Here is a 17108-nt window from a genome sequence, read left to right on the forward strand (position 1 = left end):
GTGCCCGAGTTGCTGGTCAACGGCCTGCGCACGAACTACCAGACGCTGCCGGTCGATCCGGAGGCGGAGTCGGTGGTGTTCATCCACGGGATGGGCACCGACAGCCTGGCGAGCTTCTACCTGACCCTGGCCTCGCCGGTGGCGGCGGCCGGGATCAACGTGATCAGCTATGACCTGCGCGGGCACGGCAAGACCGAGCGGCCGCTGAGCGGGTACACGCTCAAGGAGTTCGTCGCGGACCTGGACGACCTGCTGCGCCAGGTGGCGGGTGAGCGGCCGGTGCACCTGGTCGGCAACAGCTTCGGCGGCACGATCGCCTACAGCTACGCGTGGACGTATCCGGAGCGGGTGCGCAGCATCGTGTGCATCGAGGCCGAGCCGCCCACCGAGATCTGGGCCGGGAAGATGGCGCAGATCCTTGCCGCGACGCTGGAGTTTCTCGCGGTGGAGGAGAACTTCGAGTGGATCGAGGCGAACTACAGCGCCCATCACCGCAGGCTGGCCAGGATGGCGGCGAAGCGGATCTCCGCAACCACGATGGCCGAGGAGGTGCCGAACGGCCCGCTGCTGACACTGGAGCAGGTGGCGTCGATCCAGTGCCCGGTGCTGTCCATCCTCGGGCAGTACGGTTACCAGGCGGACGATCTCGATGCGCTGACCTCGTTGCTGCCCCGCGGCGAGCTGTTCGTGTTCGAGGGGCAGGGGCATTCGGTGCTGGTCGAGCAGCACCGGGCGGTGCGCGGGTTGCTGCTGGACTGGGTGGCAAGGCACCGATGAGGTTGTTGTTCGTGGTGCCCCCGCTGGCCGGGCATGTGAACCCGCTGGCAGGCGTGGCGGCGGAGTTGGTGGCAGAGGGGCACCGGGTCGCCTGGGCCGGTCCGCAGCCGCTGGTCGGCGAGCTGCTGGGGGAGGATGCGCTGGTCTACCCGGCGGGTGAGGCGGCGGATTTCGCATTGTCCGGGCGTCCGGCCGGCCTGCGGGCCTTCGCCGCGCTGAAGTTCCTGTGGGAGAACTATCTGGTTCCGTTGGCCGACACCATGGTGGAGGGGGTCGGTGCCGCGGTCGCGGACTTCGTCCCGGACATGATCGTGGCCGATCAGCAGGCGCTCGCCGGTGCGCTGGTGGCGAGCAGGGCGGGGCTGCCATGGGCGACCTCGGCGACGACGTCGTCCGAGTTGGCCGATCCACTCGGCGCCATGCCCAAGGTGGCGGCCTGGATCCGCGGCCTGCAGCAGGGACTGCGCGAGCGGCATGCGGTGGACGGCGAGGCGGATCTGCGGTTCTCCCCGTACGCGGTGCTGGCATTCAGCACGGAGGAGCTGGCGGGGCGGCCGGTGGTGCCGTTGTCCGGCGAGCTGCACTATGTCGGTCCGTCCCTTTCCGAACGGCGGCAGACCGGGGATTTCCCCTGGCACCGCATCGACGAGGGCAAGCCGCTGGCGCTGGTCACACTGGGCACCGCGAACGGTGCGGCGGGCGGCCGGTTCCTGACCGAGAGCGGGCAGGCGCTGGCGAACCTGCGGGATGAGTTCCAGGGGGTCATCGTGGATCCGGAAGGCTTCCTTCCCGAGGGGACGGGCAACGGTGTGCTGGTGGCCCGCGGTATCCCGCAGTTGGATGTGATCCAGCGGGCGGCTGTGGTGGTCTGTCACGGCGGGCACAACACGGTGTGCGAGTCCCTGTGGCATGGCGTTCCCCTGGTCGTGGCCCCGATCAGGGACGATCAGCCGGTGCTGGCGCAGCAGGTGGTCAACGCGGGTGCCGGTATGCGGCTCCGATTCGACCGCGCCAGGGCTGAGGAGATCGGTCAGGCGATTCGTTCCGTGCGGCAGGAACCTGGGTACGCCGCACAAGCGCGGCGTATTCGCAGTTCGTTCCGCGAGGCCGGTGGCTCCACGGCGGCGGCCGAACACCTGTCGACGCTGGCTAGAAGGGTGGTTTGTCGTTGTCTGGGGTGAGGGGTTCGTGCAGCGGCTCCCGTGGGCTTTGGTGGATGTCCCCGTGGGGTGTGGTGATGGTCGGCACCCCGTCGATCACCTCGTACTTCCACCCCGGCAGGTCCTTCAGATGGTGGTCGCGCTCGCAGTAGCCCACCAGCTCTTCTTCGTTGGTGCCTCCGCCCTGGGCCCAGTCGGTGGTGTGGTCGTTCTGGCACTGCTGCGAGGGCCGGTGGCACCCGATGCCCTGGCATTCCCGGTCCCGTACCCGCACGAACTCATCCAGCGCCGCCGGCGGCCGGTACCGCGTACGCCCCAGATCGATGGGATGCCCCGTGGCCGGGTCGGTCAACAGTCGGCGCCACACACTGTCCGGATGCGTAGCCAGCTCCCGCGCCAACGCCGCCGGGATATGCCCATGCCCGGCCACATATCCCGGCTGCTCGTCCAACCCCAGCAGGGAGCTGGCCGCGAAGTACAGGTACACCTCCGTCCGCGGCGCCCGGATCTCACCCTGCTCCCGCAGGGCCAAATCGGCGAACACATCCGCCCGCAACTGCTCCAACGTGCGACTGTCCCCTTCTTTCCGCATCCGTCGGGCGGCCCGGTCACACCGCGCATAAATCGCACTGGCCACCTCCGTCGGGAGGTCGGCCATCAGGCTGGACACCCCATCGTCTTGATGGATGAGTTCCAGGGATCGTTGTGCCCGCCGCGCCCGGGTGCGCCGCGCCGCCCCGTCCGGGTCGACCGCGAGTACCTGGTAGCGCACCGACCGCCGCACACTCGTCCGGTCCTTGCGCTCCAGCTTGTCGCCCATCCGCTCATCCACCTCGCGGGCCTGGTGGTCGGTGAGGACCGCGGTGGGCTCGACCACCGCTTTCACCTTCTCCTGGTCAATCCGGCCCTCCCGGAACGCCGCCAGGGTGTTCGGTAACCGGGTGAGGTGCTGCCCCAGCGCCAGGGCTTCCTCCACCCGGTGCCGGGTCCAGTAGAGGCGTCCGGCGATCTCGGTCACCAGCGAGACCCGTTCGTCCCCGTCGTGGGCGAGGTCGGCCACCAGCAGCACCCGCCGCGCCTCCAGCCGGGCGATGGCGCGTTCGTTGGCCTCCAAGGCGTCGAGTGTGGTGAGTGCGTCTTCTGGGGGATCCGTGTGCGGATCAGAACTGTGTCTGTCCATACCCACAATTGTATCGACGGGACCGACAAGAATTCCCCGCGTGAATGACTACCCGCTGGTATTCACTCGAATGCGTGTTCGACATGAGATGTGCATGCCGGGCCGGGCCCGGGGTGCTCGTTCCGTGGGGTGCTGGCGCTAGCAACCAGCCCTGCTAGTGGTGATGCGTGGAGCGCCAGTGCCCCGCGGTGCGCCGGAGGCGTGCTTGAAACCCAGCCACAGACTCGTCACCGGCCAACACGTTTACCTGAGCGGCCAACGCGTGCGCGGGAACGGCCAAAGCATGCGCGTGGGCAGCCAACGCGTGCGCGGGAACGGCAAACACACGCGCGTGGGGAGCAAACACGCGGGTCAGGTGGTGCTGGTTTGGGCCTCCGAGGTTGTCGAGTTGGCGGTGTCGGAGGCCGGGTTGGATGGGGAGGGGTCGGTTGTCGGGTCCGGGGAGTCCGAGGCGGTTGGTTCCGGCGGGTCGGTTGGCTCCGGGGAGCTGGGCGGATTCGTGGTGTCCGTGGGATCGGAGGGATCCGTGGGGTCAGAGGGATCGCTGGGGTCGGACGGGTCCGTGGGGTCAGAGGGGTCGGTCGGATCTGAAGGATCGCTGGGATCGGTGGGGTCCGAAGGGTCGGTGGGGTCGGGAGGATCGGTGGGATCAGGGGGATTCGTGGGGTCGGAGGGATCGTTCGGGTCGGAGGTGGGTGGTGGGTCCACCGGGTCGGGTCCGGGTGTGGTGATCGGGCTCGGGGCGCCGACGGGGACGTCGCTGTCCGGGGTGGGCTGCACGCCCTGCCGGTAGGCCTCCGCCCACAGGATCACCGTGTTCACATACGTCTGCGAATTGTTGTACCGGAACACCGCCGCCCGCAACTCACCATCCACCGTCATATCCAACCCACCCGAACACAAATACCGCCCCGTCGCCACGGTCGCGTCGTAAATATTGTTCGGATCCGAAACCCCATCACCATTACCATCCGCCGCATACCCCCGCCACGTCGACGGAATGAACTGCGTCGGACCCACCGCCCGATCCCACACCACATCCCCGTCAAACCGCCCACCATCCGTGTCCGGAATCGCCGCCACCGGACCCACACCATTCAAAACCGGACCCAAAATCGGCTCCAGCGTATTCCCATCCGCATCCACATACCCACCACGAGCATGATTCGACTCGATCCGCCCGATACTCGCGATCAACGCCCAGTCGATCCGGCACCCCGGCTGCTCCGCCCCCAACATCTCCGCCGCGTTCCGATACGCCCGCAACGCCGACCCCGGAATCCCCAACGGACCGGCGGGCAGGGTCTCACCGTAGGCCGGGCGGCGCGGATCGTTCGCCTTCTTCCTGGAGTCCTCGGCCGCCAGGGCCTCGGGCAGGGCGGGTTCCGGCAGGGTGCCGTTGACGTTCACCCTGGACGGCAGCTGTGCCGGGTCCAGCCCGCCCACCAGCGCGATGTTGCGGGTGTGCGTATCGGGCGCAGGCCCGGAGGCCAGCCACTGGGCGGCCGCGACCCCGGCAGCGGTGGTCGGCAGGACCGCGATCGTTCCACTGAGGACGGCGGCGGTCGTGCGGTGCCGTTTCCGGAACCGTCGTACCGCGTTCGCCCGGCGGATCCTCCGTGTCACGTCACGCCCCTCACTGTCGGGAACATCTCACGAAGCCGTCGGAGCGACGGCGGCCAGGTACATCGGGGAGTCGCCCGGCGTGGCGGGCGCCGTCAGGTGCCGGACGGCCCGCAGGTAGAGCGGGTCGATCCGGTACCGATAGCTTGCCTGCGACAGGTTCCGGCCGGGCGGCACCGGATCGGCGAGCCGGATCTCGACCAGCCGCTCGAGCAGGCTTTCCGCCGCCGGAAGGGAAATGTCCAGGTTCCTGGCGGTCCAGTCGACGGAGATCGAGCCGGGGCCGGGGTGCTGCCGTTCCAGCTGTACCAGCCCCGTCCACTCGACCGAGCCGAGTGCCATGGTGCTGCGCTGGACACTCGCCACCAGGTCGAGCGTTCCGGTGGGCAGCTCGACGAGGCTGTCGGGCGAGGTCACCTTGTGCAACAGCCGAGACAGCGACCAATGTGGACGGAGGCGAGCCAGGGATACGATCAGCGCTGCGACCAGCGGAAGTCCGGAGCACCATGCGACCAGCGAGTGCGCAGCCTCCGGCTCCCTGGCCACCCGCCTCCGCCCGATGCCTGCGCTGAGCAACTCGTACAGTTCGCCACCACCCAGCCTTGGCAGTTCCACCACCGCGGTGATGGTCGCATCGGACATCCGGGAGGAGCAGCCGAGCAGCATCCCGCCCGCGGGCGAGCCGGGTTGCAGCGCCGCCACGTCCATGCCCTCACGCACGTTGTCCAGCACGACCAGCACGCGCTTGCCCGCGGTCAGCCTGCGGAACAGCCGCACTCGCTCATGCACGTTGTCCGGAATGGAAAGATCGGCCCGGAAGGCGCGGATGAACCCGGCCAGCACCTCGGCCGGAGCCGCGGCGGCGAGGTCGGCGTGGAGCCGCCCGTCCGGGAAGGCCGCACCGGTCCGGTTGGCGAGGTGGATGCAGAACGTGCTCGTCCCTGCACCCGGCGCGCCGACCACGGCCACGGTGGCCGGTCGCGTCCGCCGGGCGCGGGTCAGGGCGCTGGTCGCCGCGTCCAGCTGCGCGCCGAAGCCGATGAAGGCGACGTTGTCCGGTGGGATCTGCGCGGGTGCCTCCACGGTCACCCCGGTGGGCCGCGGGGGCGCGATCGGTGCGGCAGGCTCGGCGGGCTCGTCGCTGATGACCTGCTGGAAAGCCGCACGTACGGCCTGCCCCGGCTCGAGGCCGGACTCGCGCACGCGCTTCTTGCGCAGGTCATGGAACAGGTCGGTCGCCTCGGCTCGCTGCCCGACCGCGGCGAAGGCACGCATCAGGTTCGCGTAGAGCTCCTCGTGGCGGGTGTCCTCGCGGACGACCCGGTCGGTTTCCGCCAGCACGGCTTCGGCCTGGCCGAGTTCGAGCCGGGCGCGCAGGTAGCGGTCCAGCACGGCGACCCTGCTGGCGTCAAGCCTGGACTTGTGCGTGTGCAGCACCGGGCCGAGCGAGACATCGGCGAGCACCTCGCCCCGGCACAGCCGGACCGCGGCCAGCAGTGTTTCGGCCGCGGGCTCGGTCTCCCCCGTGGCCAGCTGATGTTCGGCCTCGTCCCGCAACCGCAGGAAGTGCTCCGCATCCAGATACCCTGCCGGGCCGAGATGCAGCACGTACCCGACCCTCGGCGTATGCGCCAGCACGTAGGAGTCCGAAGTGGACGAAGCAAGCAGCTTGCGCAGCTGGGAGACATAGGTCTGCACGATCCTGGCCAGCTTGGCGCAGGGTTCGCTTCCCCACAGCTCCTCGGTGATCGTCTCGGTACGGACGACGGTACCCGCGTTGATCGCCAGCAGGCCGAGCAGCTGGCGCAACTTCGGCTGGGATGGCGTCACCACCTCGTCGCCGTGCTCGACCCGAAGGGGGCCAAGCACCTTGATCCGTACCGTCATGATGACTCCTGCGTTCCGGCGATCATCAACGGTAGATGTTAACCGCCAGGGCGCCCCCGGTCATCGGCCGAATTGCGGGTGAACGCCAGTTTCCGGAAAGTCAGCATGCCGACGGGAAGATCGATGCGGCGTACTGTCACGCATCCATCAGTTTTACCGGGATCTCACGTCTACTCGTTCCGGCGGAAGTTGCGCACCGCGAGCGTGCCCCCCAGCAACGCCGTGACCAGCACCAGCGCCAACGCGAGCAGCAGAGCGGAGCCGAACGGCCTGCCGAGGGCCAGTCCTCTGGTCGCGTCGATCGCGTAGGTCAGCGGGTTGAGCGTGGACACGGTCCGTATCCAGGCCGGCATCGCCTCCAGCGGCATGTACGCGCTGGAGGAGAACATCAGCGGGAACATCGCGAAGAAGGACACCGCCTGCATGGTTTCCGCCTTGCGCAACCAGGTCGCCATGGCCACGAAAACCCAGCCCAGCCCCCAGCCGACGACCAGGGTGAGCAGCACCGCGGCGGTCACCCCGAACGGTCCGCCACCGGGACGGAAGCCGAGCACCAGTATGCCCGCGACCAGGGTGGCCACCAGCTGCACGGCCAGCCGGGCGGTGTCGGAGAGGGTCCTGGCGAGCAGTACGGAGAACAAGCTGATCGGCATGGTCCGGAACCGGCCGATCACCCCGGTGTAGGTCTCGGCGAGAAGCCCCGCGCCCGAGCTCATCGCGGCGATCATGGCAATGTTGATCATGGTCGCGGGCATCAGGAAGTTGAGGTAGCCGTCGTAGCCCGCCATCCCTGGCAGCGACCCGATGCGCTCGAAGACCTGGCTGAACAGTAACAACAGCACTACCGGCTGCATCAGGCCGAAGAAGACCAGCCGGTAGTCCCCGAAGGCCGCGCGCAGGGAGCGCGTGGTGAGCACCCACACCTGGGTGGGTAACCGGCTGCCGGTCCAGTCGCTGGCGACCGATGCGCCGGAGCCCGTGCCGGCCCGCCTGCTGGATACCGGGCTACTCATGCCCGGCCAAGGACGTCCGGTGCAGGGAGAGATACACATCGTCCAGGCTCGGCTCGGTGACGGTAAGGTCGGCGATGCCGATCCCGAGGCCGTCCAGCGTGCGGACCAGCCCGGTGATCTGCCCGGCCGCCGAGATCGGCGCGGTCACCGTGCGTGCCCGTTCGTCGGTCACCGGCCGCAGCGCCAGCCGGTGCAGCGCGAAGGCGGCATGCCGGGTACTGGCCAGGTCGGCGAAGGTCAGGGTGGCGGTGCGCCTGCCGATCCCCGCCTTCAGTCGTTCCGGGGTGCCCTCGGCGACGATGTGGCCCATGCCCAGCACTACGACCTGGTCGGCGAGCCGGTCGGCCTCCTCGAGGTACTGGGTCGTCAGCACCACCGTGGTGCCCTCGGCGGCCAGCCGGGCGACGATCTCCCACATACCGGTGCGGCTCACCGGGTCCAGCCCGGTGGTGGGCTCGTCGAGGAACAGCACCTTGGGCGCGCCGACCAGCCCCGCCGCGAGGTCGAGCCTGCGGCGCATCCCGCCGGAGTAGGTGCGGGCGGGCCGGTCGGCCGCATCCGCGAGGCCGAAGGACTCGATCAACTCGGCCGCCCGCGCCTTCGCCTGCCGGGTGGACGCGCCCAGCAGCCTGGCGACCAGCACCAGGTTGCCCCGTGCGGAGAGGTTGTCGTCCACGGCGGCGAACTGACCGGTCATCCCGATATGCCTGCGTACCTGGTGGTCGTCGGCGACCACGTCGAACCCGCACACCCGTGCGGCGCCGGTACTCGGCTTGGTGCGGGTGCCGAGGATGTTGATCAAGGTGGTCTTGCCCGCGCCGTTGTGCCCGAGCACCGCGAGCACGGTGCCGGCATCGGCGCGCAGGCTCACCCCGGCCAGCGCGGTCACCTGCGGGTAGGACTTGCCGAGACCGGTGACCTCGATCCGCGGGTGTCGCATTTCCTGATCCCCCGACCTGGTTCCGGTTTGCCTGGACTTTCCGGACGATAGTGCCGGGGCAGGCCCGCCCGGCCCGGCTTGGGCGCGGCTTGAGTGGCGGTGGAGTGCGCCTTAGCGGGTCAGTTCCCGCACGTCCCACACCCAGACCCCGCCGGTCATCCGCGGTGGCTTCGCCAGCAGGGCCTGCACCGTCTCCAGCAGCGCATCCTGGTGCCTGCGCGGCGCGAGCACGACCACGTCCGCGCGCCAGAACCGCAGGTCCTGCTGCGCCCGCAGGCGATCCTTGAGGTCGACCGGCGCCGCGGCCCCGGTGTCGTCGACCCGTTCGAGCAGGCGGGAGGTCGGCCGCCGCCGCGCCCCGTAGTTGCCCTTGCGGTCCGGCCCGTGCGGGGCGACGAAGTAGCCCTCGGCAAGGGGGAAGGCCAGCCCCGCCTGCACCTGCCAGCGCAGGCCGCGCGCGTCCCCGGTGTCCGGGAGCGGCGCAAGGACCACGGACCCGCCGGGGTCCACGTACTCGCGCCAGCCGCCCTCGGCGAAGAAGTCGGGGGTGGGCGGCCGCGGCTCGGTGCGCAGCCCGGTCGGCGCGATCGGCAGCAGCGCGGCGAGCAGGGCCAGCACCCACACCGGCACCAGCAGCCTGCGCCGCCGCCGGGCCGCGGTGAGTACCCGGCGGGTAGCCATGGCGAGCAGGATTCCGATCAGCGGCACGCAGCCGAGGGCGAACCGGGACTCCAGCACCGACTCGTACAGCGGCAGCTGGAACAGCCCGAGCCAGGGGCCAGGCACCCCGGTCACCTCGCCGTCCACGACCAGGATCACGCCGGTGGAGAGCCAGGCCATGCCAAGCAGGGCCACCGTGATCGCCCGCGCCACGGCGTCCCGGCACAGCCAGGCCGCGACCAGGAGCACCAGTACCACCAGCGGCCAGCCGAAGAAGGCGTTCTCCTCGGTGCGGTTCATCGACAGCTCCCGTGCCGTCGCGGGGTCGCCCGCCAGCGACTCGGTGGCGAAGGCGGTGAACGCCGCCGCGTCGTTGCCCACCAGGCCGTGTTCCAGGCTGTGATAGCTCTGCGGCCCGAAGAACTGCCACCACAGTGGATAGGCCACCAGCAGCGTGGACACGCCCGCGGCCACCGCCAGCCCGATGCCGAGCGGGCGCAGCATCTCCAGCACCCGCTCGGCGCGCTGCACGGCGTAGGCGGCCGCGAAGAGCAGGAAGCCGGTGGCGCCGATCAGCAACGGTTCCTCGCCGAGGAAGATCTGCCAGGCCAGTAGCAGGCCCAGCAGGATGCCGGTACGTACCGGCCGGTGCCCGTGTGCCAGTTTGACCAGGCACAGCACCAGAAAGGGTAGCAGGAACAGCGCCACGAAGTTGGGATGCGCGTTGGCGTGCGAGATGATCGGCGGCGCGAAGGCGCAGAACGCCGCCCCGACCGCCGCGGCCGCCCTGCTGGGCACCAGGTGCCTGGACAGCACCCAGTACCAGGCGGTCGCGGTGGCCAGCAGCCCGCCGGACAGCACCATGGCCCAGGTCACGGTGGGTCCGAAGGCGAGGGTGAGCGGAGCCAGCGGCACGCCGAGTCCGAGCATGACCGTGTTGGCCATCAGGTTCACGCCGTCCGGATGGTTCTGCAGGGCGCTGAACAGCGGATTCTCGCCGTTGCTCAGCGCATGCGCGGTAACCGCGAAGAACCACTCCCACATGCGCTGGTCCTGCCCGCTGTTGACCAGGTAGCCGCTGCCCAGATTGTTCCATAGTGGACGGTAGAGTAGGAACGCGGCGAGCAGGAACACCGAGACGACGGCGAGGTCGGCGGGCTGCGGGCGGAGGCGTTCGGCCTCCGGAACGCGATCCGTCCGCTTGCAGGATGCGGTTTCGCTGGTCGTCGTCATCGCAGTTTCCACTCGTCCTTTGTCAGGTGCGTGACAGTCCCTGCCCTGCGGAATCGAGCACGGATGACAGTTCTGGGCTCACCTGTCACAAGCTTTACATTTACACGAATTAATTAATACTATGGTTCGTCTCATCGGGGAAACTGCCAACGGAGGTAGCCGATGGTACGCGGACGGCTACCTGGGAGTAAGCGGGCACGACACCGCAGGCGCAGGGTCCTGCTCGAACCCGCCGTCGGCGGATACCCCGGACTGTTGTTCAAGGGCGCAGGCGTGCTGGTGCTGCTCGGCGCACTCGGTGGCGCGGCTTTCGGTATCTGGGGTGGCTCGGATGGTGCGCCCGAAGCGCCGGCCGAGCGGACCATCCCGCCCATCAGCGATGTCGTCGAGGCCACCACGACCTCCACCACTCCGCCGGTTCCCCCGGTGCAGCGCCGCTTTCCCGGCTTCGGCGACCCGTGGGGCCGCTGAAGCCGGGCAGCCGGATGACAATGGCACGCCCGATTGTGCGCACCAGGGTGACAACCGGTGTGGTGCTTGCGGTAACGGGCGGGTAACCGTGCTCCTCACGTCCTGCCTTCCTTCTCGTCCACAGGTGACAACGTCCCGGCGCCGTGGTCGACCTGGGGTGACAAGTGTGCGATTTTCCGGTTCTTGACCAGATTGGTACGTGGCTGCCGATACTGTTTTTCTGCCATGCCTGCGCCGTTCGCGGGTCCGGGAGTCGTACGTATTTGACAAAAAGATCGATGTCGAGCCTTGCTCGATTCACGATTAGGTCGCCTTCTGCTCGGCTTCGTGGTTCTTGCGGAGCGGTAGGTCGCGAGGTACTTTAATCGCCCGTGGCCGTGATATTGCGGCCGCATTACCTGCATTTGGAGATGCCTGTCATCTCGGACGGTCGTCGAAAAGTCGCACGAAGCTGGGTGGCGACTCGTCTTTCTCTGCGCATCGTGCGATTTCTCGCGTCCGCCTCAATAGTAGGAGACAGCAGATGAAAGTTCGTTGGAAGTCTCGAAGAGTGGCCCACTCCCTGGCCTTCGCGACCGTGGGCTCGGTCGCGGTCGCCATGGTGGGCCTGGTCGGGATGGGTTCCAGCGCCGCCGAGGAAGTCTCGGTGACGCTGGACTACACGTGTGAGTTCCCGGTGGTCGGGGCACAGTCGATGTCGGTGACGATCGACGCCCAGTTGCCGGACAACGCGATTGCCGAGCAGCCTTCTACGCCGATCAGCTATGAGGCGACGGTGAACGTGTCGGCGAATGCCACCGACGGCCTTCGCCTGGTGGGTGCCGCAACGGTCGAGGGCTCGGCAACCACCAGCTCGACCCTGGAGGCCCCTGGCCGGGACGAGCCGCTCGACCTGTGGCTGGACTCGCCGATCCCGGTCACCGACGTGCCTGCGGAGGGGCCGCTGACCGTGGTCACCGGAGGTACTACTCCCGCGGTGACCTATGAGGCCGGTGGCACCGCTTCGGTCTACATCGGAGACATCAGTACCTTCCTGCACCCCAAGCGGGCGGACGGTACTGACACCGGTCTCGGGCAGTTCACCTCGCAGTGCACCCAGGACGCCGGTCAGGACAACCTGCTCGGCTCGTTCGAGGTGGCACCGCCCGACCCGAACCACACCCCGACCCCGCCGACGACTCCGACCGAGGAGCCGCCGGACAACCCGCATGGTGAGGCCAGCCTGCGCTACACCTGCCCCTTCCCGTTGATCGGGAACCAGGAGCTGGTGGTGGACGTCTCGTCCAACCTGCCGGAATCCCTTGACGTGGGCGAGGCGAGCGGCGACATCGCGTTCGACGCGGTGGTCACCGTTCCGGCCGAGGCCACCCAGGGGCTCAACCTGGTTGGCGCCGCCACGATCGAAGGCGACGCCACGGCGAAGGCCACCCTGACCGCGCCTGGGCTGAACCTGCCACTGGATCTGCCGCTTCCGGTGCCCTCCACGGAGATCCCGGACGAGGGTGAGTTCCAGATCCAGACCAGCGGCACCGCGCCGTCGATCACCTTCCCGGAGCCGGGTACCGCCGAGGTCACCGTTGGTGACTTCGCCAGCACCCTGACCCCGAAGAAGGAGGACGGCACGCCCACCGGGCTGGGTACGTTCACCTCGGAGTGCACGCAGCTGCCGGGGCAGAACAACTCCCTCGGCGAGATCGAGATCGTTGGCGACCCGACCACGGAGCCCACGGAGCCCACGGAGCCGACCGAGCCGACCGAGCCGACGGAGCCCACGGAGCCCACGGAGCCGACCGAGCCGACCGAGCCGACGGAGCCGACGGAGCCGACGGAGCCGACGGAGCCCACGGAGCCCACGGAGCCGACGGAGCCGACCGAGCCCACGGAGCCGACGGAGCCGACGGAGCCCACGGAGCCCACGGAGCCGACTGAGCCGACGGAGCCGACTGAGCCGACTGAGCCGACGGAGCCGACTGAGCCGACCGAGCCGACTGAGCCGACCGAGCCCACGGAGCCGACGGAGCCGACGGAACCCACGGAACCCACGGATCCGCCGGACGAGCCGGTTGAGCTGTCCTACGACGTCGATGGCGAGACGCTGATCAAGAAGCTGAACGCCATGCTGTCGCTGGACAACGGCAGCCTGGACGCCAAGCTCGACACCGCGAGCGGAGACTTCGAGGGTGACCTGACCCTGCCGAAGTCGAAGCTGCGGTTCAAGCTGTTCGGTCTGCTTCCGGCCAGCGCCAAGGTGGTGCTGGACGATGTCGGTGGCACCAACGGGAACGTGCAGGACGGCAAGGTGACGGCCAACTCGCAGGTCAGCATCAAGCTGGTCGACGTGCGGATGCTCGGGCTGCCGCTGCTCTACTCGAACAGCTGCCAGACCGTCGAGCCCGCTGATGTCGACGTCCAGTCCGGCCCGAACTTCGACCCGCTGACCGGTGGCACCCTGACCGGTGAGTACAGCATTCCGAAGTTCTCCGGCTGCGGCTTCATCACCGGGTTCATCAACGCGATGGTGCCCGGGCCGGGTAACACCCTCGAGCTGAACATCGACAGGAGGTAACGTCCCAAAGGAACCGCCCCCGGCATCCGTTGCCGGGGGCGGTTTCTTTGTTGCGGTGCCGCTACTTGGCCGGGGGAACCGCCCCCGGCTTGGCCTGCTGGCAGGGCGGAGCCTGCCCGAATGCCTTGCCCAGTTCCTGGCTCAGCCGCAGGTCGCGCAGCGGATCGTCCAGCCGCCCGAGCGCGGTCAGGTCCGCGCCAACCGAACCCATGGTGTCCCGGAACGCCGCGTCGTTCTCCGGCGTGGCCGCGGCGAGTTTCTCCTTGGCGCTGTTGATGGACTGCCTTGCCTCGCGCAGCTTGCCGACGGTCCGCTCGATGACCGGCGCGGCGTCCTCGGCGGGTGGCAGCCCGGCCTCGGTTATGCCGTTCGCCACGGCGCCGACCGCCTCGGCCAGTTCGCCGAGATGAGTCAGCATGAGCTGCTTGCTCTTCGCCAGGTCCTGTGCGTCCACGGCGGGACCGCCGGTCAGGGTGTCCATCTGATCCGCCGTCACGGTGCACACCTTGGCCGCCCAGTCCGTCGCGGGGTCCCGGATCGGCTCGGAGGAACCGGAGCCGCAGCCGGAAAGGGCAAGGCCACCCACGGCCGCGCAGGTCATGGTCAGTCCGAAGCGTCGTCTCAGTGCTTGTTTCGTCAGCACGGCTGACCTCATTCCCCCTCGAGCCGCTTGCAGGCCGGCGCCTCGGCGAAGGCGCTCTGCAGCACGGGGTTCTGCTTGAGGTTCTTCGTCGGGTCGTCCATGCCCTGCAGTTCCTGGATCTTCTTGCCGACCTCGGTCATGGTCGACTGGAACGCGGCCGGATCGCCTGGACTCGCACCCTCGGCCTTGGACCGCGCGTTGTCCAGCGTCTGCTTGGTCTCCCGCAGGGTGCCGATGGTCTCCTCGACCAGCTCACCGCCACCCGTCACCGGCGGCGGCCCCACCGCCTCGATCCGGCTGGACAGATCCGCGAACGCCCCGGAGAGCGTGTCCAGATAGGTGAGCATCGCCTGCCGGACCTCCTGCGGCTGGTTGGAGTTCAGCGCGGGCAGGGTGGTCATCTTGCTGGCCTGCGCCTGGATCGCGGTGCATACCTGGTCGGCCCATGCGCTGGCCTCGGATCCGGCTTCGGCGGAACCGGTCGGTGCCTGCTGGCCCGCGGGCTGCCCCGATGCGGCGGGCTCCTCCGAACCACCGCACCCTGCGGCCAGCGCCAGCCCGCAGGCCGCTACCGCACCAATGACGAGTCGAGGAATCATGCCGTTCTTCCTTCGTTGTCGGCTGAGTTGGAATGAGCGGCCGTCCACCGGCGCGGACTGCTGCCGCGATGTTTCCCGGTATGACTCTAACGACCGAATCGTCGCCCGGATATGGATTCGGTGCCGCGATAACAGGTCTCGATCGGGCCTCGGTGCGCAATTCCTCACCACGGTCCGACTAGCTCGGGTCGCGGATGTCACGCGCATGATAGAACCCGGTGTTCGGCCAGGTCGACGCCTGGTCCACTGGTGCTGTTGTGTTGTGCGGGCGAACCACGGGGTGCCGGATAGTCATGTGGGTAACAAGAAAACCGACCCCTGTCGATCTCATGTCCATGATTCGTGTCGAGTTCTTGTGTGCCCTGTGGCGCCCCAGTAACGTACACCAAAGTCAAGGGGCCGGTGATCCGGTAATTCGCGTTGCGCAATGCAATTCTGGTGAACATGAAGCCGCGTGGGAACAGGGGTGACGTGATGGGTGTGGAGGTGGTCGTCGAGGGCCTGCGCAAGTCGTTCGGCAGCCAGAACATCCTGCGGGACGTGGCGTTCAGCCTGCCTGCCGGTGAGGTCAGCGCGCTGCTCGGTCCGTCCGGCACCGGGAAGTCGGTGTTCCTGAAATGCCTGATCGGCCTGATCCGGCCGGAGGCGGGGCGCATCGTGGTCAACGGGGTGGACCTGTGCTCCTGCCCGGAACGCACTCTGTACGAGACGCGGAAGCTGTTCGGGGTGCTGTTCCAGGACGGCGCACTGTTCGGCTCGATGAACCTCTACGACAACGTCGCCTTCCCGCTGCGCGAGCACACCAAGAAGTCCGAATCCGAGATCAAGCGGATCGTGCTGGAGAAACTGGAGATCACCGGTCTGTCCGGGGCCGAGACGAAGCTGCCCGGCGAGATCTCCGGTGGGATGCGCAAGCGTGCCGGGCTGGCGCGGGCGCTGGTGCTGGACCCGGAGATCCTGCTGGTGGACGAGCCGGACTCCGGACTGGACCCGGTGCGCACCGCCTATCTGTCCCAGTTGTTGATCGACCTGAACGCGCAGATCGACGCGACCATCCTGCTGGTCACGCACAACATCAACGTCGCCCGCACCGTCCCGGACAACCTTGGCATGCTGTTCCGCAAGGAACTGCTCATGTTCGGCCCGCGCGAGGTACTGCTGACCTCCGAGGAACCCGCGGTCGCGCAGTTCCTGAACGGGCGGACCCTCGGCCCGATCGGAATGTCGGAGGAGAAGGACTCCGCGCAGCTGGCAAGGGAACAGGCCAACGCGGAGGCCGGGCACCGGGACGGGTCCGGCGAGGACGTGCGCGGGATCGTGCCGCAGATCGAGCCCACCCCCGGCATGCCGGAGCGGATGGGCGTGCGCCGCCGCAAGGACCGGGTGATGAAGATCCTGCACACCCTCCCTGCCCTTGCCCAGCACGGGATCGTGGCGAGCCTCAGTGCCGAGGACCGGCACCGTTACGGCCTGCGGCCGGTGACGAAACACCGGCAGGAGGCCCGAACCACCCAGTTCGCGACGGAATCCGTGACCGGGCGCTGGGAGCTGCCGTGACCACACCGACCTACCGGCTGCCGGGCCTGGACCGCGTCGCGGCGGCGATGCGGGAGTTCGGTCGTGGCTTCTCGCTCGGCCTGGACGTGATCGTCGCCATCTTCAAGCGCCCCTTTCAGGCCCGCGAGTTCATCCAGCAGTTCTGGTTCATTGCCAGCGTGTCGATCACCCCGGCGATCCTGGTCGCGATCCCGTTCGGCGCGGTGATCTCGCTCCAGCTCGGCACCCTCACCAGCCAGATCGGTGCCTCCTCCTTCAACGGCGCGGCCAGCGTGCTCGCCGTGGTACAGCAGGCCAGCCCGATCGTCACCACCCTGATCATCGCGGGCGCGGGCGGCTCAGCGATCTGCGCGGACCTCGGCTCGCGCAAGATCCGCGAGGAGATCGACGCGATGGAGGTGCTCGGTGTCTCGCCGATCCAGCGGCTGATCGTGCCGAGGGTGCTTGCCGCGATACTGGCCGCGGTACTGCTCAACGGCCTGGTCAGCGTGGTCGGCGTCGCCGGGGGCTACTTCTTCAACGTCATCGTGCAGGGTGGTACCCCCGGCGCGTACCTGGCCAGCTTCAACGCGCTGGCCCAGCTGCCGGACCTGTGGGTCGGCATGATCAAGGCGTTCATCTTCGGTTTCCTCGCCGGTGTCGTCGCCGCCTACCGGGGGCTGAACCCGCGAGGCGGACCCAAGGGCGTCGGCGACGTGGTGAACCAGTCGGTGGTGATCACCTTCCTGCTGCTGTTCTTCGTCAACACCGTGATCACCGGGCTGTACCTGCAGCTGGTGCCTGCGAAGGGAACGTAGCC

General features: G+C 68.5%; 14 protein-coding genes. 6 read left to right on the top strand and 8 right to left on the bottom strand.

Features of this window, described 5'->3' with window-relative positions:
* Both KOI47_RS07910 and KOI47_RS07915 read left to right on the top strand, forming a co-directional pair.
* Window positions 1-777, top strand: coding sequence for an alpha/beta fold hydrolase (locus tag KOI47_RS07910; protein WP_216215326.1), 777 nt, complete (start codon window positions 1-3; stop codon window positions 775-777).
* Window positions 774-1958 (top strand): glycosyltransferase, encoded by a 1185-nt coding sequence (locus tag KOI47_RS07915; RefSeq protein WP_216215327.1) that lies wholly within the window; start codon window positions 774-776, stop codon window positions 1956-1958. Before KOI47_RS07910 ends, KOI47_RS07915 begins: the two co-directional genes overlap by 4 nt.
* On the opposite strand, the gene KOI47_RS07920 is transcribed toward KOI47_RS07915, so the two are convergent.
* The 6 genes from KOI47_RS07920 to KOI47_RS07945 all read right to left on the bottom strand — a co-directional run bounded on the left by KOI47_RS07920 (window position 1927) and on the right by KOI47_RS07945 (window position 10473).
* Entirely contained in the window at window positions 1927-3117 is a 1191-nt protein-coding gene (locus tag KOI47_RS07920; RefSeq protein ID WP_216215328.1) for a DUF222 domain-containing protein, read from the bottom strand. The genes KOI47_RS07915 and KOI47_RS07920 overlap by 32 nt on opposite strands.
* 351 nt (window positions 3118-3468) lie before the next feature.
* Window positions 3469-4743, bottom strand: coding sequence for a lytic transglycosylase domain-containing protein (locus KOI47_RS07925; RefSeq protein ID WP_216215329.1), 1275 nt, complete (start codon window positions 4741-4743; stop codon window positions 3469-3471).
* A gap of 27 nt (window positions 4744-4770) precedes the next feature.
* Window positions 4771-6627: an AfsR/SARP family transcriptional regulator gene (locus KOI47_RS07930; RefSeq protein ID WP_216215330.1), complete on the bottom strand. Its 1857-nt coding sequence runs from the start codon at window positions 6625-6627 to the stop codon at window positions 4771-4773.
* A 170-nt stretch (window positions 6628-6797) separates the two neighbouring features.
* Entirely contained in the window at window positions 6798-7640 is an 843-nt protein-coding gene (locus KOI47_RS07935; RefSeq protein ID WP_216215332.1) for an ABC transporter permease, read from the bottom strand.
* Window positions 7633-8580, bottom strand: a complete 948-nt coding sequence (locus KOI47_RS07940) for an ATP-binding cassette domain-containing protein (RefSeq protein WP_216215334.1) — start codon at window positions 8578-8580, stop codon at window positions 7633-7635. The genes KOI47_RS07935 and KOI47_RS07940 overlap by 8 nt, the downstream gene beginning before the upstream one ends.
* A 111-nt stretch (window positions 8581-8691) precedes the next feature.
* A complete protein-coding gene (locus KOI47_RS07945) occupies window positions 8692-10473 on the bottom strand; it encodes a glycosyl transferase (RefSeq protein WP_216215336.1) in 1782 nt (593 codons plus the stop codon).
* A 162-nt stretch (window positions 10474-10635) separates the two neighbouring features.
* On the opposite strand from KOI47_RS07945, the gene KOI47_RS07950 reads away from it, so the two are divergent.
* Together KOI47_RS07950 and KOI47_RS35425 are read left to right on the top strand one after the other, a co-directional pair.
* On the top strand, window positions 10636-10944 hold the full coding sequence (locus KOI47_RS07950) for a flagellar basal body-associated FliL family protein (RefSeq protein WP_216215339.1): 309 nt from the start codon (window positions 10636-10638) through the stop codon (window positions 10942-10944).
* Between the two features lie 523 nt (window positions 10945-11467).
* Window positions 11468-13510: a DUF6801 domain-containing protein gene (locus KOI47_RS35425; protein WP_232376610.1), complete on the top strand. Its 2043-nt coding sequence runs from the start codon at window positions 11468-11470 to the stop codon at window positions 13508-13510.
* Window positions 13511-13571: 61 nt separating this feature from the next.
* Here the strand turns inward: KOI47_RS35425 and KOI47_RS07960 are convergent, their stop codons facing one another.
* Window positions 13572-14153, bottom strand: coding sequence for a hypothetical protein (locus tag KOI47_RS07960; RefSeq protein ID WP_216215340.1), 582 nt, complete (start codon window positions 14151-14153; stop codon window positions 13572-13574).
* A gap of 8 nt (window positions 14154-14161) precedes the next feature.
* Window positions 14162-14752 carry a hypothetical protein gene (locus tag KOI47_RS07965; RefSeq protein ID WP_216215341.1) on the bottom strand — a complete coding sequence of 197 codons (591 nt, stop codon included), beginning with the start codon at window positions 14750-14752 and terminating at the stop codon, window positions 14162-14164.
* A gap of 474 nt (window positions 14753-15226) precedes the next feature.
* Between KOI47_RS07965 and KOI47_RS07970 the strand changes: the two genes are divergently transcribed.
* On the top strand, window positions 15227-16309 hold the full coding sequence (locus tag KOI47_RS07970; protein WP_216215342.1) for an ABC transporter ATP-binding protein: 1083 nt from the start codon (window positions 15227-15229) through the stop codon (window positions 16307-16309).
* Between the two features lie 47 nt (window positions 16310-16356).
* Window positions 16357-17106: an MlaE family ABC transporter permease gene (locus KOI47_RS07975; RefSeq protein WP_216217177.1), complete on the top strand. Its 750-nt coding sequence runs from the start codon at window positions 16357-16359 to the stop codon at window positions 17104-17106.
* The last annotated feature ends 2 nt before the right edge of the window (window positions 17107-17108 follow it).

Source organism: Amycolatopsis aidingensis (assembly GCF_018885265.1).
GTDB lineage: Bacteria > Actinomycetota > Actinomycetes > Mycobacteriales > Pseudonocardiaceae > Amycolatopsis > Amycolatopsis aidingensis.